Source organism: Roseateles sp. UC29_93 (genome assembly GCF_042695725.1).
Classification (GTDB): domain Bacteria; phylum Pseudomonadota; class Gammaproteobacteria; order Burkholderiales; family Burkholderiaceae_C; genus Roseateles; species Roseateles noduli_A.
The window spans coordinates 4,791,584-4,813,571 of the sequence record NZ_CP170545.1 but is presented as its reverse complement, the minus strand read 5'-3'; the positions used below and the strand labels follow the sequence as shown (position 1 = coordinate 4,813,571).

24 protein-coding genes are annotated in these 21,988 nt (G+C 70.4%); 9 read left to right on the top strand and 15 right to left on the bottom strand.

The window, feature by feature from the left end; genetic code table 11:
• Positions 1–103: 103 nt before the first annotated feature.
• Entirely contained in the window at positions 104–1,516 is a 1,413-nt protein-coding gene (locus tag ACFJIX_RS22475) for a PLP-dependent aminotransferase family protein (RefSeq protein ID WP_377154921.1), read from the bottom strand.
• Positions 1,517–1,604: 88 nt separating this feature from the next.
• On the opposite strand from ACFJIX_RS22475, the gene ACFJIX_RS22470 reads away from it, so the two are divergent.
• Positions 1,605–2,066 (top strand): carboxymuconolactone decarboxylase family protein, encoded by a 462-nt coding sequence (locus tag ACFJIX_RS22470; RefSeq protein ID WP_377154920.1) that lies wholly within the window; start codon positions 1,605–1,607, stop codon positions 2,064–2,066.
• Here ACFJIX_RS22470 and ACFJIX_RS22465 read toward each other — a convergent pair whose 3' ends face one another.
• A complete protein-coding gene (locus tag ACFJIX_RS22465) occupies positions 2,067–2,693 on the bottom strand; it encodes an N-methyl-D-aspartate receptor NMDAR2C subunit (protein ID WP_377154919.1) in 627 nt (208 codons plus the stop codon). It abuts the gene before it with no gap.
• Positions 2,694–2,750: 57 nt separating this feature from the next.
• On the opposite strand from ACFJIX_RS22465, the gene ACFJIX_RS22460 reads away from it, so the two are divergent.
• Positions 2,751–3,668 carry a pyridoxal-phosphate dependent enzyme gene (locus tag ACFJIX_RS22460; protein ID WP_377154918.1) on the top strand — a complete coding sequence of 306 codons (918 nt, stop codon included), beginning with the start codon at positions 2,751–2,753 and terminating at the stop codon, positions 3,666–3,668.
• A gap of 55 nt (positions 3,669–3,723) precedes the next feature.
• On the opposite strand, the gene ACFJIX_RS22455 is transcribed toward ACFJIX_RS22460, so the two are convergent.
• From ACFJIX_RS22455 to ACFJIX_RS22415, 9 genes are all read right to left on the bottom strand, one after another.
• Positions 3,724–4,176, bottom strand: a complete 453-nt coding sequence (locus tag ACFJIX_RS22455; protein WP_377154917.1) for a DUF1801 domain-containing protein — start codon at positions 4,174–4,176, stop codon at positions 3,724–3,726.
• 47 nt (positions 4,177–4,223) lie between these two features.
• Entirely contained in the window at positions 4,224–4,445 is a 222-nt protein-coding gene (locus tag ACFJIX_RS22450) for an AbrB/MazE/SpoVT family DNA-binding domain-containing protein (protein ID WP_377154916.1), read from the bottom strand.
• A complete protein-coding gene (locus tag ACFJIX_RS22445) occupies positions 4,438–4,641 on the bottom strand; it encodes an AbrB/MazE/SpoVT family DNA-binding domain-containing protein (protein WP_377154915.1) in 204 nt (67 codons plus the stop codon). The genes ACFJIX_RS22450 and ACFJIX_RS22445 overlap by 8 nt, the downstream gene beginning before the upstream one ends.
• A 229-nt stretch (positions 4,642–4,870) precedes the next feature.
• Entirely contained in the window at positions 4,871–5,353 is a 483-nt protein-coding gene (locus ACFJIX_RS22440) for an Sbal_3080 family lipoprotein (protein ID WP_377154914.1), read from the bottom strand.
• Between the two features lie 102 nt (positions 5,354–5,455).
• A complete protein-coding gene (locus tag ACFJIX_RS22435) occupies positions 5,456–8,641 on the bottom strand; it encodes an efflux RND transporter permease subunit (RefSeq protein ID WP_377154913.1) in 3,186 nt (1,061 codons plus the stop codon).
• Between the two features lie 10 nt (positions 8,642–8,651).
• On the bottom strand, positions 8,652–9,986 hold the full coding sequence (locus ACFJIX_RS22430; protein ID WP_377154912.1) for an efflux RND transporter periplasmic adaptor subunit: 1,335 nt from the start codon (positions 9,984–9,986) through the stop codon (positions 8,652–8,654).
• An 8-nt stretch (positions 9,987–9,994) separates the two neighbouring features.
• Positions 9,995–11,323 carry a TolC family protein gene (locus ACFJIX_RS22425; RefSeq protein WP_377154911.1) on the bottom strand — a complete coding sequence of 443 codons (1,329 nt, stop codon included), beginning with the start codon at positions 11,321–11,323 and terminating at the stop codon, positions 9,995–9,997.
• Between the two features lie 230 nt (positions 11,324–11,553).
• Positions 11,554–11,982, bottom strand: a complete 429-nt coding sequence (locus ACFJIX_RS22420) for a hypothetical protein (protein ID WP_377154910.1) — start codon at positions 11,980–11,982, stop codon at positions 11,554–11,556.
• A gap of 78 nt (positions 11,983–12,060) precedes the next feature.
• Positions 12,061–13,170, bottom strand: a complete 1,110-nt coding sequence (locus ACFJIX_RS22415) for a hypothetical protein (RefSeq protein WP_377154909.1) — start codon at positions 13,168–13,170, stop codon at positions 12,061–12,063.
• Between the two features lie 243 nt (positions 13,171–13,413).
• Between ACFJIX_RS22415 and ACFJIX_RS22410 the strand changes: the two genes are divergently transcribed.
• A complete protein-coding gene (locus ACFJIX_RS22410) occupies positions 13,414–14,541 on the top strand; it encodes an alpha/beta fold hydrolase (protein ID WP_377154908.1) in 1,128 nt (375 codons plus the stop codon).
• 221 nt (positions 14,542–14,762) lie between these two features.
• Here the strand turns inward: ACFJIX_RS22410 and ACFJIX_RS22405 are convergent, their stop codons facing one another.
• Positions 14,763–15,209, bottom strand: coding sequence for a DUF4148 domain-containing protein (locus ACFJIX_RS22405; protein ID WP_377154907.1), 447 nt, complete (start codon positions 15,207–15,209; stop codon positions 14,763–14,765).
• Positions 15,210–15,346: 137 nt separating this feature from the next.
• Between ACFJIX_RS22405 and ACFJIX_RS22400 the strand changes: the two genes are divergently transcribed.
• Positions 15,347–16,228, top strand: a complete 882-nt coding sequence (locus ACFJIX_RS22400; protein ID WP_377154906.1) for a histidine kinase dimerization/phospho-acceptor domain-containing protein — start codon at positions 15,347–15,349, stop codon at positions 16,226–16,228.
• A gap of 91 nt (positions 16,229–16,319) precedes the next feature.
• Positions 16,320–17,642, top strand: coding sequence for a 3-oxoacyl-ACP reductase (locus tag ACFJIX_RS22395; protein ID WP_377154905.1), 1,323 nt, complete (start codon positions 16,320–16,322; stop codon positions 17,640–17,642).
• A gap of 90 nt (positions 17,643–17,732) precedes the next feature.
• Here the strand turns inward: ACFJIX_RS22395 and ACFJIX_RS22390 are convergent, their stop codons facing one another.
• Positions 17,733–17,888 carry a DUF3309 family protein gene (locus ACFJIX_RS22390; RefSeq protein WP_377154904.1) on the bottom strand — a complete coding sequence of 52 codons (156 nt, stop codon included), beginning with the start codon at positions 17,886–17,888 and terminating at the stop codon, positions 17,733–17,735.
• Positions 17,889–18,181: 293 nt separating this feature from the next.
• On the opposite strand from ACFJIX_RS22390, the gene ACFJIX_RS22385 reads away from it, so the two are divergent.
• The 4 genes from ACFJIX_RS22385 to ACFJIX_RS22370 all read left to right on the top strand — a co-directional run bounded on the left by ACFJIX_RS22385 (position 18,182) and on the right by ACFJIX_RS22370 (position 21,001).
• On the top strand, positions 18,182–18,400 hold the full coding sequence (locus tag ACFJIX_RS22385) for a DEAD/DEAH box helicase (RefSeq protein WP_377154903.1): 219 nt from the start codon (positions 18,182–18,184) through the stop codon (positions 18,398–18,400).
• An 8-nt stretch (positions 18,401–18,408) separates the two neighbouring features.
• Positions 18,409–19,992 carry a RecQ family ATP-dependent DNA helicase gene (locus tag ACFJIX_RS22380; protein WP_377161892.1) on the top strand — a complete coding sequence of 528 codons (1,584 nt, stop codon included), beginning with the start codon at positions 18,409–18,411 and terminating at the stop codon, positions 19,990–19,992.
• 254 nt (positions 19,993–20,246) lie between these two features.
• Positions 20,247–20,507, top strand: a complete 261-nt coding sequence (locus tag ACFJIX_RS22375) for a DUF1778 domain-containing protein (protein WP_377154902.1) — start codon at positions 20,247–20,249, stop codon at positions 20,505–20,507.
• A gap of 104 nt (positions 20,508–20,611) precedes the next feature.
• Complete coding sequence (locus tag ACFJIX_RS22370; protein WP_377154901.1) at positions 20,612–21,001, top strand: GNAT family N-acetyltransferase; 390 nt, start codon at positions 20,612–20,614, stop codon at positions 20,999–21,001.
• Positions 21,002–21,036: 35 nt separating this feature from the next.
• Here ACFJIX_RS22370 and ACFJIX_RS22365 read toward each other — a convergent pair whose 3' ends face one another.
• On the bottom strand, positions 21,037–21,291 hold the full coding sequence (locus ACFJIX_RS22365) for a LysR substrate-binding domain-containing protein (RefSeq protein ID WP_377161889.1): 255 nt from the start codon (positions 21,289–21,291) through the stop codon (positions 21,037–21,039).
• Positions 21,185–21,934: a LysR family transcriptional regulator gene (locus ACFJIX_RS22360; RefSeq protein ID WP_377154900.1), complete on the bottom strand. Its 750-nt coding sequence runs from the start codon at positions 21,932–21,934 to the stop codon at positions 21,185–21,187. Before ACFJIX_RS22360 ends, ACFJIX_RS22365 begins: the two co-directional genes overlap by 107 nt.
• Positions 21,935–21,988 lie beyond the last annotated feature (54 nt).

The window sequence follows — 21,988 nt, the reverse complement described above, 5'->3', positions numbered from 1 at the left end:
GGTCGTTCCTCCCGGGATGACGTGTTGCCGGCATCGGCCACAGCGTTGGCGCCGGATCGGTATTCGCATCGCAGCGCTGGCGCCTTCTGCCGCGAGGGCGCCTTCAGCGCGGCGCGTGCCGGGCGATCACCTCCTGCAGGCGGTCGCAGGCGCGCGCGACTTGCGACTGCGGCGCCGTCGCGACGCTGAGCATCAGCCCCGATTGCGCCCGCCCGGCTTCGGCAAACCAGACCGACAGCGGCGCCGGCGAGATGCCGTAGGCGAACAGGTCCCGCGCGATCGCGAGGTCCGAAACCCCCGACGGCGTCCGGACCAGCACCGCCAGGGCCGCCGGCAGGGTCTCCAGGCCCCGCTCGTGCAAGCGCTTCAGCAGGCCGTCGCGCTGCGCCAGGTACAACCGCTTGGTGCGTCGCAGATGGCGCAGGTAGTGCCCGTCGCGCATGAACGCCGCGATCGCCTGTTGTGTGGCCGGCCCCGGCGGCGGCGCCAGGCAGGCGACCGCCTCCGCGAAGCGCGACACCATCGCCGCCGGCACGACGACGAACCCGAGCCGCAGCCGCGGATCGATCGTCTTGCTGAAGGAGCCGATGTGGATCACTCGCCCGTGCCGGTCCAGCGACGCGAGCGCCGGGGCGGCGCGCCCCTGCAGCTGCAGCTCGCTCAGATAGTCGTCCTCGACGATCCAGCCGCCGGTGCTGGCAGCCCAGTCGAGCAGGCGCAGCCGGCGCTGCAGCGACATCGTCACCCCCAGCGGCGCCTGTTGCCCCGGCGTGACGACGGCGAGCGCCGCGTCCGGCGCGCGCTGCCAGCCGGCCTCCACATCGATCCCCTGTTCGTCCACGGGCACCGGGACCGGCGTCAGCCTGCCGACCAGGAGCGCGTGCCGCGTGAAGAAGAAGCCGGGCTCCTCCATCCATGCCGACCCGCCGTCGAGCCCGAGCACGCGCAGCGTGATCCCCAGCCCCGCCGCGTACCCGCCGGTGACCAGCACCTGGTCCGGCGAACAGACCACGCCGCGCGCGACCGCGAGGTAAGCGACGATCTCGCGCCGCAGCGCCAGCTCGCCGCGGGGGTCGGGATACAGCGCCGCGCCGGTCGTCTCCGCCAGCAGCGCCCGCGCGCGAAGACGATGCATCAGCTTGGACGGCAGGTTGTCGCGCGACGGAATGCCGGGCTGGAAGATCCCCGGCCCGGCCGTCAATTCGCGGTACATCGCGATGAAGGGGCCGGGGTCGAGGGCCGCCTCGCCGCGACGTGAGGCGGCGGGCCGCTCCGCGACTCGCGTCCCGGCGGCGCGGGACGCCTCGATCATCTGCGCGGCGGCCAGCTTCTCATAGGCCACGCGCACCGTGCCGCGCGCCACGCCCACCTGCGCCGCCAGGTCGATCCAGGACGGCAATCGCATGCCGGGCAGGAGCACCTGCTGCTCGATGGCCGTCGCGATGCCCCGATGGATCTGGTCCGCCAGCGGGACGGCGGAGGACTTGTCGAGCGGCAGGCTCAGCGGCAGGCTCATCGTGGTACAGCGATTTTTGCGATTCTTGGGACTCCACTTTGCACCACGGCGGGAGAAGAATCCAGTCATCGATCCCAAGGAGCCCCCCATGACCCAACGTCTCGACTACAGCCAGATCTCTCCCGCCGGCGTGAAGGCGCTCGGCGGCGTCTACGCCTACGTCGCCCAGAGCGGCCTGCCGCCGGCGCTCGTCGACCTCGTGTTCCTGCGTGTCTCGCAGATCAACAACTGCGCGTACTGCCTGGACATGCACACCCGCGACCTGCTCAAGAAGGGCGTGCCCGTCGAGAAGCTCGCCCTGGTGCAGGCCTGGCAGGAAGGCGGCGCGCTGTTCGACGCCCACGAGCGCGCGGCGCTGGCCTGGGCCGAGTCGGTCACTCGCGTCGCGACGACCGGCGTGCCCGATGCCGACTACGCCGCCGCCGTCGCGGTGTTCGGCGAGAAGGAACTCGTCGACCTCACGATCGCGATCGGCCTCATGAACACGTACAACCGGCTGGCCATCAGTTTCCGCAACGTGCCGCAGGCGGTCGTGGCCGCGTCGCGTTGATCAGCCGATCGCGCGCCGCAGGTTCTCCCGGGCGCGCGCGTCCAGCAGTTCGCGCAGCGCCGGCGTGCTGTACAGCACCGGCCGCTCCAGGAAGGTCCTGAGGATCTTCCTGCGTTTGCGACGGAACAGGAAACCCGGCACGTACGCGTATTCATCGCGGATCTGGCGCTCGTACTCGTCGAAGCGCGGGCGGCCGGCTCCGAGTATGGCCAGGTCGATGTCGACCAGCACCTGCTCGTCCACGCTGGCCGGCACGCCGTCGTGTTTCGTCACCAGCACCAGTCGCCGGACACGATCGGCGACGTCGCGCTCCGCGCCGGCGGCGAGCAGCGCCTCCTGCGCCCACTCGGCGCTGCGTTCCTCGTTGCCCGAGCCCTTCACGTCGTAGATCGCGTCGTGGAACCAGAGCGCCATCTCGACCTCGGCGGGATGGACGGCCAGCGCGCCGACCTCGTCGAAGAGCGCCAGGCATTCCTCGAGATGCTGACGGGTGTGGTACTTGCGTGGCGGCTCCGCGTAGCGCGCGAGCAGGTCGTCGCGCAGCGCGTGCCCGTCGCGTTCGCCGGGGCCTGCGCCGATGAGTGCGGACCAGGCACGCTGCCAGGATCGTTCGAAGAGAGCATTCATGTGCGCTGGATGGTAGCGGCTGGCGGCCCCCGGGCCACCTCAGGCTACGATTCCCGCATGGCCATCCACATCACCACGCCGACCGTCGAGTCCGATGCCTTCAGTACCCCCGACCAGCGCGTCTGGTTGAAGCTCGAAGCCCTCCAGCCCTGCGGCTCGTTCAAGCTGCGCGGCATCGGCCACGCCTGCGAAGTCCATGCGTCGCGCGGTGCGACGCGGCTGTTGTCGTCCTCGGGCGGCAATGCGGGGATCGCGGTCGCCTATGCGGGGCGCCGGCTCGGACTGCCGGTCGTCGTGGTCGTGCCGGAGACCACGCGCGAGTGGCCCAAGACGCTGATCCGCCGCCAGGGCGCCGAGGTCGTCGTCCACGGCAAGAGCTGGATGGAAGCCAACGACCACCTGATGTCGCTGCGCCAGCCCACCGACGCCTTCATCCACCCGTTCGACGATCCGCTGCTGTGGGACGGGCACGCGACGATGATCGCGGAGGCTGCCACGCAAGGCCCGAAGCCGGACGCGGTGGTGCTCTCGGTCGGCGGCGGCGGGCTGATGAGTGGCGTGCTGCAGGGCATGCACGCGGTCGGGTGGCAGGACGTGCCCCTGGTGGCGGCGGAAACCTTCGGGGCCGATTCGCTGAAAGCGGCGATCGCTGCGGGCGAGCTGGTGACGCTCGACGCGATCACGAGCCTCGCCACCTCGCTGGGGGCCCGTCGGGTGAGCGAGCGGGCCTTCGCGTGGACGAAGCAGCATCCGGTCGTCGCCACGACGGTGACGGATGCGGAAGCGGTGCAGGCCTGCCTCGACGTGGCGAAGGAACACCGGCTGATCGTCGAACCCGCGTGCGGGGCCGCGGTCGCGGCGACGCTCAAGCGGGAGGTACCCGCGCTGCGGGACGCCAGGAACGTGCTGGTGATCCTCTGCGGCGGCGCCGGCGCGACCTACGAGGATCTGCTCGAATGGCGCGCCGCGAGCTGAGCGACGCGCATCAGCAGGCCCAGCAGGTTCAGCAGGTTCAGCAGGTTCAGTCCACTCACATCTTCTCGCCGGGGATCGCGCTGGCCGCTTTCACCCAGGCGACGAAGGCCGCCTCATCGAGCGACTCCTGCTCGCTCACATGCAGATAACGGGCGTGGGCGGTCTTCGAATCGACGGGCGGCATCGGATCCAACGACTTGCCGTTGAAGAACGCGACCTTCACATAGCGCGTCATCACATGGAGGCCGAGGAACCAGGTCGTGCCGTCGACGCCATACAGCGGCGAGTTCCATTTCACGGCCTTGCGCACGTCGGGCACGGCCTCGACGATCAGCGCATCCATGCGCCGAACGACGGCCTGCTTCCAGTCCTGGAGCGCGGCGATATAGGCCTGCACCGGCGCGTCGCCATGCCCTTTCGGGATCTGCGGGTTGCCGCCGGAGAGCAGGACCACGTCATGGTCACCCTTGCGCGCCACGGCAGTCGGTCTTGATGGCTTGCGGGTCATGGTGAGTGACCTTATCACCACTGCGATGGGAGATTCCGCGGGCCTGCTCAACGGAACGGATTCATTTCTTCAATGGAAACCGACTTGCCGTTGGGCGGCTTCAGCATCCCCGCCAACTCCGCCAACGACGTCGTCTTGGCTCGAACATAGAGACTGCCATCGCCGCGGATATCCCAGACGAACGGGGTGCCAGGTTTTGCTTCCAGCTCTTTCAAGATCTCTGCGGGCACCTGCAGGGTGCCTTGCTCGCTCAGAAACGTTTCATGCATTGCCTTCTCCATTCAGTGAATCACCGGCATCCGGCTGCGGCATCTCTTCCGCGACCGGTCCTTTCGACTTCGCAACGACGTGGATGCTGCCGTCCTCCATCAACGTCCAGATGAAGCGCGTGCCAAGCTTGGCGCCCGTGGCCTTGCGGATGTCCTTGGGGACGACGATCCGCCCGTTCATTTCCATCTTCGACATCGGCACACCACTCTCCTCGCGAGGCGATGCAGCCACTCTAGGGAAACCTCGATCCGGGTTCCATGACCTCGACTTGTCGACATCGCGTCGACGTCACTTTCACGAGGCAGCGCCCTCACGCGGATGAGTGGATCCGCATGACAACCGCGAGCGTCTCCCGACGCCCGAGGTTCCGGCGGAGCGACGCGGGCCGCTCCGCCTTCCTGCCGACCCGAAGGTCAGCGTCCGTTCATTGCGGCGCGGACGCCGCAGCCGCGGCCGCAGCCGTGGGTGCAGCCGCCGTGGCGGCGCCGCCCGGGAACAGGCTGTTCACCAGCTCCACGACCTTCTTGTCGGCGTCGATGAACTTGTTCATGCTGCCGCTGCCGTGCGTGGCGTCGTACTTCGCTTCGCCGACCTGCTTGCCCGCGCTGAAGACGCGGATCTCGGCATACGCCATGTACAGCGCGAGGTCCCAGCGCCAGGTGGCGTTGTAGGTGCTCGTCACCGCGCAGTCCGTGATTGCCGCCACCTGCGGCAGCGTGCGCACCACGTAGCCCTTGCTTTCCAAGGCGCGCTTGTAGCCGTCGCTGAAGCCCTTGCGCACCGACGGGTTGTCGATCACGCAGATCTGCCGATCCTCCACACGGACCTGCACCGGCGTCACGTTCTGATGAATCGCGCAACCGCTCAGCGCCAAGGCCGCCACGGCGGCCACTCCCAACTTCTTCATGCTCCCTCCTGGAGACTCGTCCTTTTTGAAAGCGCGATTCTAGGAAAAAGGGGAAGGCGCCCCTCCCCGGGGCGCCCCCGCATCCGGGCGGGACAGCCGACATCACGTCGCGACCGACATCACGTCCTCGCCCCGGCCGCGCGCGATGCCGGTCCCGGCATCGGCCTCGTCGCGGCGATACGCCCACCGGTACAGCACCGGCAGCACCAGCAGGGTCAGCGCCGTCGAGGACAGGATCCCGCCGATCACCACCGTCGCCAGCGGTCGCTGCACCTCGGCGCCGGTGCCGGTCGCGAGCGCCATCGGCACGAAACCGAGCGACGCCACCAGCGCCGTCATCAGCACCGGCCGCAGCCGTGTCAACGCCCCCTCATGGATGGCGTCCCCCAAGGGCCGGCCCTGCTCCCTCAACTGGCGGATGAAGGAGATCATCACCAGCCCGTTCAGCACGGCCACGCCGCTCAGCGCGATGAACCCCACCGCCGCCGAGATCGACAGCGGTATCCCGCGCATCCACAGCGCCAGCACGCCGCCCGTCAGCGCGAACGGGATGCCCGAGAACACCAGCAGCCCGTCCCGCGCGTTGCCGAACATCGCGAACAGCAGCACGAAGACCAGCCCCAGCGCCACCGGCACCACGACGCGCAGACGCTCGCTGGCGGACTGCAGGTTCTCGAACTGCCCGCCCCAGCCCAGCCAGTAGCCGGACGGCAAGGCGACCTGCGACGTCACGGCCTGCTGCGCCTCGGCGACGAACGATCCGAGGTCGCGGCCGCGCACGTTCGCGCTGACGACGACGCGCCGCTTGCCGTCCTCGCGACTGACCTGGTTGGGCCCCGGCGCCAGCGACAGCGTCGCGACCTCCGACAGGGGCAGGAAACGCGCGGCGCCGTCGGCCCCCTTCGGCAGCGGCACCGGCAGCCGTTCGATCGCCGCCAGGTCCGTCCGCAGCGCCTCGGGCAGGCGCACGACGATCGAGAAGCGCCGGTCGCCCTCGAACAGCGTGCCCGCATGCGCCCCGCCGGTCGCCGTCGCCACCAGCTGCTGCACGTCCTGCAGGTTCAGCCCGTGACGCCCCGCCTTCTCGCGATCGATGTCGACGGTGAGCATCGGCAGCCCGGTCGTCTGTTCGACGTTGACCTCCGCCGCGCCATCGAGCCCGCCCAGCACCGCGGCGATCTTCGCCGCCGCCGCGTTCAGCTGGTCCATGTCGTCGCCGAAGACCTTCACCGCCACGTCCGAGCGCACGCCCGAGATCAACTCGTTGAAGCGCAGCTGGATCGGCTGCGAGAACTCGTAGTTCTGCCCCGGCAGCGTCGCGAGTTCCTCCTGCACCGCGGCGATCAACTCGTCGCGGGTGCGTCGCGGCTCGGGCCACCGGTCCTGCGGCAGGAGCATCACGTAGGCGTCGGAGATGTTCGGCGGCATCGGGTCCGCCGCGATCTCGGCCGTGCCCGTGCGCGAGAACACGCGTTCGATCTCGGGGAACTTCTGCTTCAGGCGCGCCTCCAGCTGCTGCTGCATCGCCACCGACTGCGACAGGCTGGTGCCCGGCAGCCGCAACGCCTGCACCGCGAAGTCGCCTTCGTTGAGGCTGGGCACGAACTCGCTGCCCAGGCGCGTCGCGAGCAAAGTCGACAGCACCACCGCCACGGCCGCGCCGGTGATCACCACCGGGCGCGCGGCCATCGCCTTGACCAGCAGCGGCTCGTAGGCGCGGTGCGCCCATGCCATCAGGCGGCTCTCCTTCTCCTGGACCTTGTCGCCGATGAACAGCGCCACCGCCGCCGGCACGAAGGTGATGGACAGGATCATCGCGCCCAGCAGCGCCATCACCACGGTCACCGCCATCGGATGGAACATCCGCCCTTCCACGCCGGTCAGCGCGAAGATCGGCAGGTAGACCACCATGATGATCAGCTGCCCGAACAGCAGCGGCCGGCGCGCCTCCTGCGCCGCCGCGAAGACCTCGTGGAAGCGCTCGCCGCGCGTCAGCGGCCGCCCCAGGCGCGACTGCGCATGCGCCAGGCGCCGCACGCAGTTCTCGACGATGACGACCGCGCCGTCCACGATGATCCCGAAGTCCAGCGCTCCCAGGCTCATCAGGTTGGCGCTGACCTTCTGGCCGACCATGCCGGTGAAGGTGAACAGCATCGACAGCGGGATCACCAGCGCCGTCAGCACCGCCGCGCGCAGGTTGCCCAGGAACAGGAAGAGCACGGCGATCACCAGCACGGCGCCTTCGATCAGGTTGCGCTTGACCGTCGCGATCGCCTTGTCGACGAGCACGGTGCGGTCGTAGACGGTGACGACGTGCACGCCTTTCGGCAGCGTCGTCGCGACCTCCTTCATCTTGCGATCGACGGCCAGCGCGACGCTGCGGCTGTTCTCGCCGATCAGCATGAAGACGGTGCCCAGCACGACCTCGCGGCCGTTGTCGGTGGCCGCGCCGCTGCGCAGCTCCTTGCCGATGCCGACCTGCGCCACGTCGCGCACCCGCACCGGCACGCCGCCGTCGGTGCGCAGCACGACGTTGCCGATGTCGGCCAGGTCGCGCAACTGTCCCGGCGCGCGGATCAGGTACTGCTCGCCGCGGCGCTCGATGTAGCCGGCGCCGACGTTGGCGTTGTTGCGCTCCAGCGCCTCGACGACCTCCGCCAGCGTCAACCCGTGCGACGACAACCGCCCGGGGTCGGGCGCCACCTCGAACTCCTTGGCGAAGCCGCCGATCGTGTTGACCTCGGTCACGCCCGGCACGTTGCGCAGCTGCGGCTTGACGACCCAGTCCTGGATCTCGCGCAGGTCGATCGGCGTGTAGGGCGAGCCGTCGGGCTTGCGCGCGCCCTCCTCGGCCTCGATCGTCCATTGGTAGATCTCGCCCAGGCCCGTCGACACCGGCCCCATCGCCGGCGTCAGACCGTCGGGCAGGTGCTCGCGCGCGGCCTGCAGCCGCTCGTTGACCAACTGCCGCGCGAAGTGGATGTCGGTGCCGTCGCGGAAGATCACCGTCACCTGCGACAGCCCGTAGCGCGACAGCGAGCGCGTCTGCTTCAGCCCCGGCAGACCGGCCATCGCAGTCTCGATCGGGAAGGTCACGCGCTGCTCCGCCTCCAGCGGCGAGTAGCCCGGCGCGCCGGTGTTGATCTGCACCTGCACATTGGTGATGTCGGGCACGGCGTCGATGGGCAGCTTCTGGTAGCTGAAGACACCCAGCGCCGCCATGCCCAGCACGGCCACCAGCACCAGCCATCGGTGCTCGATGGCGAATCGGATGATGCGTTCGAACATGCGTCCTCCGTCAGTGCGAATGGGTGGCCGAGCCCTTGCCGGCCTCGGACTTGATGACGAAGGCGTTGACCGCCGCGACCCTCGCGCCGGCCTTCAGGCCGTCGACGATCTCGATGCGACGGCCGTCGCCGCGACCGGTCTTGACCGGCATGGCGGCGAAGCCGTCGGCGGTGCGCACGAAGACGACCTGCCGGTCCTCGAAGACCTGGACCGCGTCGGCGGCCACGGTGATCGGCGCGGGCGCCTCGCCGGTCACGACGTCGACGTTGACGAACAGCCCGGGCCGCCACGCGCCGTCCGGATTCGCCAGCGAGATGCGCGCCTGCGCGGTGCGGCTCTGCCCGCCGATCAGCGCGCCGACGTAGGCGACCTTGCCGTCGGCCGACTGCTCGAAGGCGGCGGAGCGCACGACGGCGCGCTCGCCCACGCGCACCTTGGCCAGATCCCCGGCCGGCACGTCGATGCGCGCCCACACGGTGCGCAGGTCCGACAGGACGAAGACGCTCGCGTCCTCCTTCACCTGCTCGCCCAGCGTCAGGTGCTTCTCGACGACGACGCCGTCGAAGGGCGCGCGCAGCTCGAAGCGGGTGAGCGCGCCGCCGGTCGTGGCACCGGTGGTGGCACCGGTCGTGGCACCGATGGCGAGCAGTTTCTGCCGCGCGTTCGCGACGCCGATCTCGGCCTCGCGCAGGGCCTGCTCGGCCACGTCCACATCCTGGCGGGGCGAGATCTTCTCCTCCCACAGCTTGCGCTCGCGGTCGTAGGTCGTGCGCGCCAGCTGCTCGCGCTTGTGCGCGGCGAGCAGCTCGCTGCGCTGGTCCGACACCTGCGCGCTCGCGATCACCGCCAGCAGATCGCCCTTGCGCACGGCCTGCCCGAGCGTCGCGGGCACCGCCTCCACGACGCCGGCCACGCGCGGCACGACGTGCGCGGTGCGGTCCTCGTTGAAACCGATCTCACCGGGCAGACGCGTCGTCGTCCGGATCGTCGCCGGGCCGGCGGTCTCCAGGGCGATCGCGGCCGACTTGATCTGCGCCTCGGTCATCGCGATGGCTTCGGGTTCGTCCTTGTGCTCGTCCTTGTGCTCGTCCTTGTGCCCGCCCTTGGGTTCGTCCTTGGGTTCGCCCGACTCCTTCCCGGCGGAGGGGCCGTGATCGTCATGGCCGCCTGCGGCGTGCTCGCCATGCTCGCCATGGCCGCCCTCGGACGATGCCTTGGGGCCGGAGGCCAGGATGGCCGCGCCGCCGCCGAGGCCGATGGCCACCAGCACCGCGATGGCGATCAGTTGCCGCTTGGGCAGTCCGCGTCCGGAGGACGTCTTGTCGTCTTGCTTGTTGAAGTTCATCGTCGTTCTCACGGTTGCTGGGCGGGCGCGCCGAGGCGGCGCTCGAGGTCGGCGTTGGCGCGATGCGCCCGTGCGAGCGCATCGAGCCACTGCATCCGCGCCTGCAGCCAGGTGCGCTGCGCGTCGAGCACGTCCAGGAAGCCGAACTTGCCGAGTTCGAAGCCGCGCGTGGCGGCGGTGTAGGCGTCGCGCGCGCCGGGCAGCACGGTGCGCTGCAGGGCGTCGACCTCGTCGGCGCGGGCGCTCAGCTCATCAGCCGCGCTCAGCACCTCGGCGCGCAACCGCAGGGACTCGGCCTCCGCGAGCTGCTCGGCCGCCTGGCGGCGCTTGAGGGCCTCACGCTGCGCGCCCTGGTTGCGATCGAACAGCGGCAGCGGCATGGACACGCCGATCACCGCCTGGTTGCGGCCGATCTCCTGCGCGCGCTTCGCGCCGAGGGTCACCGTGAGATCGGGGATGCGGCGCGCGCGTTCGAGGTCGTAGGCGGCCTGGGCGCGCTCGACCTCGAGCCGGGCGCGTCGCAGCGCGGGCGCATCGGCCAGACGGCGGGCGATCTCGGCTTCGGCGGGCAAGGCCGGCAGCGACGCGGCGCTGCCATCGAGCGCCCCGATCGTCGCTTCGTCCATCCCGACCGCCGCCGCCAACGCATGCCGCGCGGCGAGCCGGTCCGCCTGCGCCTGGCGCAGTTCGATGCGCGCGGTGGCTTCGGCGACACGCGCCCGGGTCTCGTCGTTCGGCGAGAGCTTGCCCGCGGCCACGCGACGCGCGGTCGCGTCAGCGCCGCCGCCGGCGATGCGGAGCGACTCTTCGGCGGCGCCGACCCGTTCCTGCGCGACCAGCGCGGCGAAGAAGGCCTGCACCACGTCGGCTCGCACCTCGGCGCGCATCGCGTCGAGCTCGGCCTGCGAGATGTCGAGACCGCGCTGGGCCAGCGCCGTCCGTGCCGCGCGCTGCCCGCCGATCTCCAGCGGCTGGCTCAGCAGCACGGTGACCGTGCGCGTCTCGCGGCGGGTGTCTTCCTGCTCGAGTCCGAGCGACGGGTTGGGCGGCAGCGCGGCCTGCTGGACCGCGCCGTCGGCGGCTTCGACGTCGAAGGCCGCGGCGCGCATCCTTGGATGGGTGGCCAACGCGCGGTCGACGGCGGCGTTCAGCGTCAGCAGCGGCAAGGGCGACGGCAAGGACGCGGCCGATGGCGGGGCCGATGGCGAGGTCGACGATGAAGTCGATGACGAGGATGACGTCGAGGAAGCAGGTGGCGCCTCAGGCGCGGCACGCGCGGTCATCGGCACGAGGGAAAGGAGTGCCGCGCTGCATAGCGGCACCAGGAACTTGGGCATCGGAGACTCCGGCGTTGTGCCCGCCGCCGCAGAGGCGGCCGGACAGGAAGAGGTTCAACGAGGAATCGGCGAGCGCTCGATGCGAGGCCAGTCATCCCTGACTGCCTTCGATGGACGCGGCGTCGAGTTGGGATGCACCGCCAGGCGCAAACCGGAGCCATAGCAGCGCTATGGCGAGGATTTGCAACGACGCGGGGCGCCCAACTCGGCGCCGCGGGGGCGGCCGCCGATCAGGCGGGCTGCCAGTTGGGTCGTTCGCGGCGATCGGGGCCGCGCGAGGACCACGCATCGGGCACGGAGCCCTCGACGACCGGACCGGCCACCGCCGGCAGCACGATCGGCGTGCTCGCCACCGGCTGACTGTGGCCCAGATGGCAGAAGCCGCAGTCGTCATCGACGCAGGTCAGCGCCTTGTCGGTCGCCTTCTCCGTCGCCTTCTCCGAAGCTCTCTCCGAAGTTTTCTCCGGCGCCTTGTCAGCCGTCTTCTCAGGCGCGCCGGACGCGTCCGGCGCCCCTTCCGCCCCGTCGTGCTGGTGCTGGTGGTGACCGATGTGGTTCACCGCCGGATCGGCTTCATGCGCGCAATAGGTCGCCGCCACCGCCCAGCTCAGCTGGAGCGGCAGCAGGATCAGCAGGAAGACGGTCAGCCAGCGGCGCATGGGGCGCGAGTATAGGCAGGCCCGCATGCCCTTCCCCGCCGACCGGCTTCGCCGCGCCCTGTCGCCGGCCCGTGGTTTTCACGAAGTCGAGGCGGGCAGCACGGTCCGGATGCTCCGATGTTCGATCAGCATCTCGTCGACCTGCGTCGCCAGATGCAGGTTGACGCGGAGGGCCGTCAGGGCCTCGCGACCCCGCGCGAACATCCGGCCGTTGGCGGCTTCCTGGATCTCATGTTCCCCCCACAGGCCGCGGGTGCCGAACGACGGCGCCGTCTCGATGAGGGCCGCGGCGGCTTCGCGGTGGGCCTCGTCCGGATTCGCGCGGCGGCGGCGCTCGAAGCGCCGCACGCCCTGCCATGGATAGTCGAAGCGCACATGACCCGTCGGCAGCTCCACGCCGGGCTCGCTCGGCGCATGGATGGCGCCATGGTCGCCGTAGCCGACGAGCGCCGGGCCGCCGAGCCGGCGATGCAGCTCGCGCTCGAGGATCGCGAGACGGCCCGACCTCGGGTTGTCTTCCGACACCGCGGCGCCGATCCATTGCGCCGTGGCGGGGAAGCTGTTGCCCATCATCACGACACGCACCCCCGGCCACCGCGTCCGCCAGCGCGCCAGCAGGTCCCGGCCGACGCCGGAACACCCCAGCAGCCACTCCCGCTCGGTGCCGAAGTCCAGCACGACCAGCGCGCGGCGCCGGTCCTCGAGCCCGTCGAGTGCCCGCTCCACGAGCGCCGTCGCGGGCGCCGTCAACGGCGCCGCGCCGCGCAGCCGGAACAGCACCCGGCCGAACTCGCGCTCGATCATGACCGCCTGCAGCACGATGCTGCGCTCGCTGGCGCCGTCGGGCATCAGCACCACGGGCACCGCGTTCCTGTGCGCCTGGGCGAACTCGCGCCAGGTCCGGAACCCCTGCGTCGGGTCGGCCAGCCGGCGCCACGCCAGCGCGTGGTCCAGCGGAACGCGGCCCAGGTCGATGAAATGCGGCAGCTCCTGCATGGCCTCGCCCGCCTGCTGCGCCGCGCGGCGGAAGTCCACGACATCGGGCACCCGCTGCTGCGTCGACAGCGTGATCAGCGGCAGGGTCCGGCGCTTGCGCAGGCGGTCGAGCTCGCGCAGCCCGCGCATCTCGGCCGGCAACGTCTGCAGTGACGGAAAGTAGACGACCTCGTCCAGCACGACCCCATTCATCGATACCTCCTGCGGGCCCGCGGCCCGAATCCGGACGCCCCGCGCGCCCGGTCCCGGCAGGCTAGGAAGGACGCGGCCGGAAAGCCAGGGGTTGGTTTGATCGATGTCAGAGATCGGCTTTGTATGCCCCTGTATCTGCGCTTCGGGCGGCGACACCGGCATGCAATCCCACGCCTGGATCGACAAGGCGGAGATACATCGCCAGCGTCCACTGCGGAGGTCCCACCACACACGGAGATCCCCATGACCGACCGCACCCGCCCCGACGGGCACGACGACCTGACCGACGGCCTCGGCATCGCCGGGGGCGCCCTGCCCCGCCGTCAGTTCCTGCGCCTGGGCGCCTCGCTGGGCGCCGCCACGGCCGCCGCCGCGCTGCCGCTGTCGGGCCTGCTGCCGTCGGCCGCGTTGGCGGCGACACCGGCGGCGGCACCGACAGCGGCGGCCGACGGCGCGGCCATCGCGATCGCGCCGTCCTTCGGCACCCTCAAGCACATCGACGCCGGCGATCTCCGCGTCGGTTACGTCGAGGCCGGCCCGGCCGACGGCCCGCCGGTGCTGCTGCTGCACGGCTGGCCCTACGACGTCCACACCTACGAGGGCGTCGCGCCGCTGCTCGCGGCGGCCGGTTATCGCGTGATCGTGCCCTACGCGCGCGGCTACGGCACGACGCGTTTCCTGTCCGCCGCCACGGCGCGCAACGGCCAGCAAGGCGCGCTGGCGCGCGACGCGATCGCGCTGCTGGACGCGCTGCGCATCCCGAAGGCGATCGTCGGCGGCTGCGACTGGGGCGCGCGCACGGCGGGCATCCTCGCCGCGCTCTGGCCGGAGCGCTGCCAGGCACTGGTGTCCGTCAGCGGCTACCTGCTGGTCGACCGCAAGGTCAACGAGCAGCCGCTGCCACCGGCCGCCGAGCTGCAATGGTGGTACCAGTTCTACTTCGCGACTGAACGCGGCCGGCTGGGCTACGAGAAGTACCGCGCCGAGTTCTCGAAGCTGATCTGGCAACTGGCCTCGCCGCAATGGCGCTTCGACGACGCGACCTTCGCGCGCAGCGCCGCCGCCTTCGACAACCCGGACCACGTCGCGATCGTGGTGCACAACTACCGCTGGCGCCTGGGACTGGCGGATGGCGAATCGCGCTTCGACGCGGTGGAGGCCCGCATCGGCGCGGCGCCCCAGATCACGATCCCCGCGATCACGCTGGAGGGGGACGCCAACGGCGCGCCGCATCCCGCGCCGGCCGCCTATCGCCGCAAGTTCGCCGGCAAGTACGAGCACCGCGACCTGAGCGGCGGCATCGGCCACAACCTGCCGCAGGAAGCGCCGCAGGCCTTCGCGCAGGCGATCCTGGACGTCGCGCGTCTGTGACCTTCACGCGTCTGTGAACGTCACGTGAGGGCTCCGCCGGGGCCCGCAACGAAAGCGGGGTTCCCACATGGGAACCCCGTTGCTCGAAGCCGGATGACCGTCCCTGCTCGGTCAGGTCATCCCGCGTCCGTCGATCGGTCCGTCAGGTCGGCGCTGTCCCGCTCGGAACCCACGGCGGATCGCCGTGGATCGTCGCGGCCCGTGCCGGGCATCGGGAGCGTTCAGCGACGGTACGAATGCGCCGCCTCGAGCTCCGGCGCATATCCCTGCTCACTCCAGGCGCGGTCCAGCGACCCGTCGGCGCGCGCCTGTTCCAACTCGTCCATCACCTGGGCACGCGTCTTGCCGCCCGCAGCAGGTGCGGCGAACTGCACCTGCGTGCTCGTGTCGGCGGACATCCCCACCGTGACGTCGGCATCGGCCTGGTGATTCGAGTACTGCACGTCCATGCCCTTCGCTTCGTCGAAGTCCGGCGCGTAGCTGTGTTCGCCCTGCAACTTGTCGAGGCTGCCGTCCAGGCGCGCGGCCTCGAGTTCAGCGATGACCTGGTCGCGGGACTTGGGGCCGGACACGACCTCTTCCTCGACCTGTGCGAAGGCCGGCGCGGTCAGGGCAGCCGCCAGGGCGACGGCGCCGATCGGAAGGGAGAGCTTCTTGAAGTGGTTCATGGTCAAACTCCTTGGATTGAAAGTGGTCCTGCACGCGGCATCGGTGTGTCGGAAGACGGTCGGATCCCGCTGCGTCGGCGCGCGTTTCAAACGCCTTGGATCCCACTCTATGTCCGCGACACCGACATGAGGCGGACATGCGGATGACCGTTTTGTCATCGTTGCGCAGCGCCGGCGGGCTGCTGCGCGCGCTGCGCCAGCGCGTCGACCAGTTGACCGCGATGCTGGAGCGCCAACGTCGCACGCAGGCCCAGGTGGAAGCGTTCAGCGCCAACGTCGCGCACGAGTTGCGGACCCCGCTCGCCACGCTGATCACCGGCACCGAGTTCACGATGCGCGACGCCAGCCTGCCGCCCGAGGCCAGGGATCGCCTCGGCACCCACCTCGAGGAATTGCGCCGCATGCAGGGCATCGTGGGCGACATGCTGTTCCTGTCACGGGCCTATGGGGGACACCGCGCGCGCCGGCAGCGCGTCGATAGCCTCGCGGCCCTGGCCGCGGAGGTCGCGGAGTACCACGACGCCGCCATCGAGGAGGCGGGCTTGTCGCTGCGCGTCGAGGGCGAGGCGGCCGGCGACTTCGACGCCGCGCTGCTCAAGCGCGCGCTGTCCAACCTGATCGCCAACGCGACGCGCTACGCCACCGTCGGCAGCGTGTTGCGCGTCGGCATCGAGGGCGCGCGGTCGGGTCAGGTCCGCCTGTGGGTCGCGAACCTGGGCCGGTCATTCCCGCGAAGCGGCTGCCGCGACTGTTCGACCGGTTCTATCGCGCAGGCGATGCGCAAGCCACAAACGCTGCGGACGCTTCGAACGTGTCAAGCGGAGCGAACGGAGCGAACGGCGCGAGCGGCGCGAACGGCGCGAACGGCGCGAACGGTGCCGACCGGTCCATGGCCAGCGGCGCGGCGACGGGCGACGATCACCTCGGTCTGGGCCTGTCGATCGTCGACGCGATCGCGCGCATGCACGGCGGCGCCCCCTTCGCGCGATCGGACGAACGGGAGACGCGCATCGGGTTGACGTTGAGCGGCGGCACGTCCGGGCGCGCCTACACTGCGCGCCGTTCCCAGCCCTCCCCCGCGACCTTGCCGACGTCGCCGACCTCGCCGCCATGACCGATCGCCTGCTCCACTTCGTCCAGCACCCGTTCGGCCGTCGAATCGCACGCCTGTTCAACCTGCCGCAACCGGTGCCGTTGCCGCGGCGCCAGAACGCCTGGGTCGACGAGGAACTCGCGGGTCGGTCCGTGCTTGCGATCGCGCCGGGCAGCGCGGCGCCGTTGCCGTCCCTGCTGGCCGCGATCGTCGCGCAAGGCGGCACGCCGAGCGGCGACGGTCCGGTGCGGACGCTGGTGATCGATGCGACCGGTTGCCGCGACCTCGCGGGTCTGCGCGCGCTGTTCGAGCAGGCCCAGCTGGCGCTGGGCCGGCTCGCCCCGGGCGGTCGCGCCCTGGCGCTGACCTCGGCCGGCGTCATGAGCGCGGCGGAAGCGGCCTGCCTGCACGCGGTGCAGGGCTTCGTCCGCGCGCTGGCCAAGGAAGCCGGTCGGCGCGGCGCGACGGCCAACGCCCTTGTGCTGCAGGAAGGCGCGGCGTCGATGGAATCCTTGGCGGGTGCCTTGCGATTCTTCGGCACGGATCGCTCCGCCTATGTGTCGGGGCAGGTCCTGTCCTGGCGCAAGGACGTCGAGCCGCGGATCGACGACGAGCGCGCACCGGTGGCGCTGGTCACGGGCGCGGCGGGCGGCATCGGTGCGGCCACGGCCCGGCGGCTGGCGCTCGACGGGATGCGCGTGCTGTGCGTCGACGTGCCCGCGGCGCGGCAGCCGCTCGAGGCGCTGGCGCGCGAGATCGGCGGCTCGCTGCTCGCGGCGGACCTCACGGCGCCGGGGGCTGTCGATGAATTGCTCGATGCCGTGCGGCGCCTGCACGGCGTGGACGTGTTGGTGCACAACGCGGGGATCACGCGCGACCGGACGCTGGCGCGGATGTCGCCGGCGGAGTGGGATTCGGTGATGGCGGTGAACCTGGCGGCGATCCTCGCGATCGACGCGCGGCTGGATGACACCGGACTGCTGAACGCCGGCGCGCGCGAGATCTGCCTGTCGTCGATCAGCGGCATCGCCGGCAATGCCGGGCAGACCAACTACAGCGCCTCGAAGGCCGCGCTGATCGGCTATGTGGGCGCGCGGGCGGCGACGCTCGACGAGCGTGGCGGCACGATCAACGCCGTCGCCCCGGGCTTCATCGAGACCGCGATGACGCGCCGCATGCCGCTGATGGTGCGCGAGGCCGGCCGCCGCCTGAATTCGCTCAAGCAAGGGGGCACGCCGGCGGACGTGGCGGAGGCGATCGCCTTCCTGGCGTCGCCGGGCGCGCACCCGCTCACGGGTCAGGTCTTGCGGGTCTGCGGGCAGTCGCTGCTGGGCGCGTGAGCGTCGGGAACGCCCGGCGTTCCGTCGCCCGCCAGGCACGCGGAGAACGCCCGCGAGGGGCGCTCGTCCGCGAGCACAGGCGGGACGCGATCAGATGTAGCCCATCAGCAGCAGGACGATCAGGATCAGTACGACCAGGCCCAGGCCGCCGCTGGGGCCGTAACCCCAGCTTCGGCTGTGCGGCCAGGACGGCAGCGCGCCGATCAGGAGCAGGATGAGGATGACGAGCAGGATGGTGCTGATCATGACGATCTCCGGAATGTTGTGACGTGGGTCGGGCCCGGCGAGCGGCGAAAGAGGCCGAACGCGAGCGGCATGAAGGCTCTAGGCAACCCCTGTGCCCGCCCTACGAACGCACCGCGGTTCCGCTGTGGGCGCCCCGCGTCGTTGCAAATCCTCGCCATAGCGCTGCTATGGCTCCGGTTTGCGCCTAGCGGGACACCCACAGCGGAACCGCGGCCGTGGCAGGAAATACCGCTTGGGCGCGCGGCTTGCTCACGCCATCGCGGAAATCCCGACCCGCACGCCTAGACACCACCATGACCACGCGTCGACAAGCGCCTTCAGAACGACTCCTCCTTCAGCAACTGCGCCGCTTCGGGCTGCGCGTCTGGCGGCCCGGTCAAAAAGACGTCATCGATCGCGTGCTGCGCGGACTGAACACGCTCGCAGTGATGCCAACCGGCGCCGGCAAGTCGCTGTGCTATCAGCTGCCGCAGCGCTGCTGTCGGGGCGAACGGTCGTCGTGTCCCCGCTGATCGCGCTGATGAAAGACCAGTGCGAGCGGCTCGGCGCGCTCGGCATCCGATGCGCGCAAGTGCACAGCGGCCTCGACGCGGCGGCGCTCGCAGCGCAGGAAGCGGCAGCGCTCGACGGCAGCGCGCGGGTCGTCCTGCTGACGCCGGAACGGTTGGACGACGCCGACTGGGTCGAGCGCCTCGCGCAGCGTCCGACAGACCTGCTCGTCGTCGACGAGGCGCATTGCATCTCCGAATGGGGCCATGACTTCCGCCCGGCCTTCCTGCGCGTCGGCGACGCTCGCGAGCGCCTGGGTCGGCCCGCCGTGCTCGCGCTCACGGCGACGGCGTCGGCGGAAGTCGTCGAGGACATCGCGCGGCAGCTCGACATCCCCGCCGCCGGCTGCCTCATCGGCGGCACCTACCGCTCGAACCTGCACTATCGCGTCGAGCCGCTGGCGGACGACGAGGACAAGCTCCGGCGCTTGCTGGCGCTCGTGACGGCGAAGCCCTCAAGCGGCCCCGATGGATCGGACGAGTCCCCGGTGGACGCCGACACGGCCATCGGCGCCGACGCAGAGGCAGAGGCAGAGGCGGCGTTCCAGCTGCCCGCCACCATCGTCTATACGGCCACCGTGAAGGCGGCGGAGTCGGTGCACGACGCGTTGGTCGGTGCGGGCGTCTCCTCTGCGCTGTACCACGGTCGTCTGCGCGCCGCGCAGCGCCATGAAGCGCAGGACCGGTTCATGCGCGGCGACGTGCGCGTGATGGTGGCGACGAACGCGTTCGGGCTGGGCATCGACAAACCGGATATCCGTCGCATCGTCCATTACCAGGTGCCGGCGGGGCTCGACGTCTACTACCAGGAGTCAGGCCGCGCGGGTCGCGATGGCGAGCGCGCCGACTGCACGCTGCTGTTCGTCGCCGGCGACCGCGCCGTGCAGCAGTTCTTTCTGAACGGCCGGTATCCGGTGCCGGCCGACGCGCAGGCGGTGACGGAGGCGCTGCGAACGCCTGCGCCGGACGAGGCCGGCTGGACGCTCGATGCGCTGAGGGACCGGCTCAGTCGGCCGCGCAACAAGCTCGAAGTGCTCACGGGGCTGCTGGTCCGCGAGGGATGGCTGACGGAAGACGGCGACGCTTTCCAGCTCGCCGATCCCGCGCCTGGCGATATCGCGGCACTGATGGAGGCCCTGGCCCGCTATGAAGCCAAGGCCCGGCAGGACCGCCGCCGGCTCGAGCAGATGGTGTTCTACGCGCAAAGCGGCCTGTGCCGGTGGCGCGTGATGCTGGAGGCGTTCGATGAGGCGGCGGGCTTCGACCGCTGCCACGGCTGCGACAACTGCGAGCGCATCGATGCGCACGAGCGGGCGTCTTCGACGCACGGCGCCGAATCAACGCCGGATGCACCGCCCGACGCACCGCGCGATGGGCCGCCCGTGATCGCGGCGGTGTTCCAGCCGGGCGACGCGGTGCGCGTCAAGCGCTACGGCGGCGGCGTGGTGGTCGAGGCCAGCGCGGACAGCGTCACCGTCGCGTTCGGTCAGGAGAAGCGCAGCTTCCTGCCGCAGTACGTGAAGCGTGCGAAGCCGCCGGCGGCGAAGGCGGCCTGAGCGTCGCTGCGGTCTCTCTCCGTCCCCCCAAAGCCCCCCGCATTTCCCCCATGGGTCGGCCCTCTTCATCGCCCCACTCGGGGCGATGCGCGTGCAGGCGGCTTCATGGAGCATGACGTCGTCGCGCAGAGATTCTTTGAGGCACGTCAACGGAACGCCGGATTTCTGTCGCGACACCCGCCGGCTGGCTTGCTTCGGGGCTGCATGGGCAGCAGCATGTCGACCCTCTGATCGTCAAAGCATTCGTACGGACCATGAGCGCACTGAACACCTTCACCTTCGTCCATCTTCAAGTGCCAGAAGACTTCTGCAACCTGATCGACCGCGCAGCGACCTTGACGCGGAAGAACCGTTCTGAATTCATGCTGGATGCGGTGCTTGATGCCACTGAAGCCACGATCCTCGATGCCGCCACGTTTTGCATGGGCGATGAACCCGTGAGCGACTGCGAGCAGCCCGTCCCTCATCCGCCGATCGAGGACCTCGCATTCCAGAAGCTGCTGGCGAGGGCATAGCCGTGGAGGGCCTCCCCTCTTCCCCGACTGGAACGCCGCAGCTGCTCACCGCGAGCCATTTGTGCGACCAGTTCAGCTGTGGGCGTGTGATCCTGGATCGTTGGTTGCAGCAACGAGCGTTGCCCAATCAGGCGACCGGATCCTCCAGGACATACGTCGTCACTACCGCGCATGATGAGGTGATCGGGTACTACTCGCTCGCGCCGACTGCCCTGGATGTCCCACTGGCGGCCCGACCCATTCGGCGCAATGCCCCGTCTCCGATTCCGACCTACCTGCTTGGGCGGCTTGCCGTGGACTTCTCCTGGAATGGAAGGGGGCTCGGCGCCGCCCTCGTCAGTGACGCTCTGGCACGAGTCCAGCAGGCGGGCCGGATCGCAGGCGGCAAGGCCGTGCTGGTGCATGCGATCGATCAGGCGGCAAAGAGCTTCTACTTGAAGCGGGGATTCGTGGCGTCGCCAGTTGATCCTCTTCTGGTGATGACAAGGGTGTGACGCCCGTGAAGACTGCGCGGAAGGCCCCCGCCGCATCAGACCCGATCAGCGCGCCTCCCCACCATCCTCATGAGCACCCCCGCCGTCTTCTGCATCAACGGCGTCGCCCGTTTGCTGGTCGGCGTGACCAGGCACAAGGTGCTCTGGATGTCCGCCTTCGCGAACGGCGTCGTGACCAGACGCTCAGGCCGCTCGTAGATCTGCAGCGCATCCTCGCCCAGCGCCGCATGACCGATGCCGGCGGCGACGCAGTCCAGGATCGCCGGTACGCTCGCCACCTCCCATCGCACGTCGAGCTGCACGCCCGCCATGGCCGCCGCCTGCTCCATCAGCGCGCGGAAGATGTGCCCCCCGCTGCGGCATCACCAGCGGATACCGCGACAGCTGCGACAAGGTCGGCGGCCGCGCCGGCGCCTGGTCCTTGGGGCTGACCAGGCACAGCCGCTCGCGCCGCAGCGGCAGGATCTCCAGCGCCGGCACCGGCTCGGGGTTGTAGACCAGCGCCAGGTCCGTGCGCCCGGTCAGCAGCCATTCGGTCAGGTGCACCGAAAACCCCTCCATGATCGTCAACCGTGCCTGCGGCATCTCCGCCTGGAAGGCCCGGATCAGCGCCAGGGTGTGCAGCCGCGCCAGCGTCGGCGGCATCGCGATCGTGATCTGCCCCACCGGCTCGCTGCGCCGGGCGCGCAGGTCGTCCTTGGCATGGCTGACCAGGTTGAGGATGTCCTGCCCGTGCTGCAGCAGGCGCCGCCCCGCCTCGGTCAGTTCCACGCCGCGGCCGTTGCGCAGCAGCAGCGTCTCGTGCAGCTCCGTTTCCAGCGCCCGCACCTGCCGGCTCAGCGCCGGCTGCGCCACGCCCAGCACCATCGCGGCCTTGCTGAAACTGCCGTGCTCGGCCACATGGACGAAAGTCTCCAGTTGCGTCAGGTTCATGCGGTGCATGCTCTCACGAACCGGCATGGCCCTGCATCCGTGGCATGCCGGATC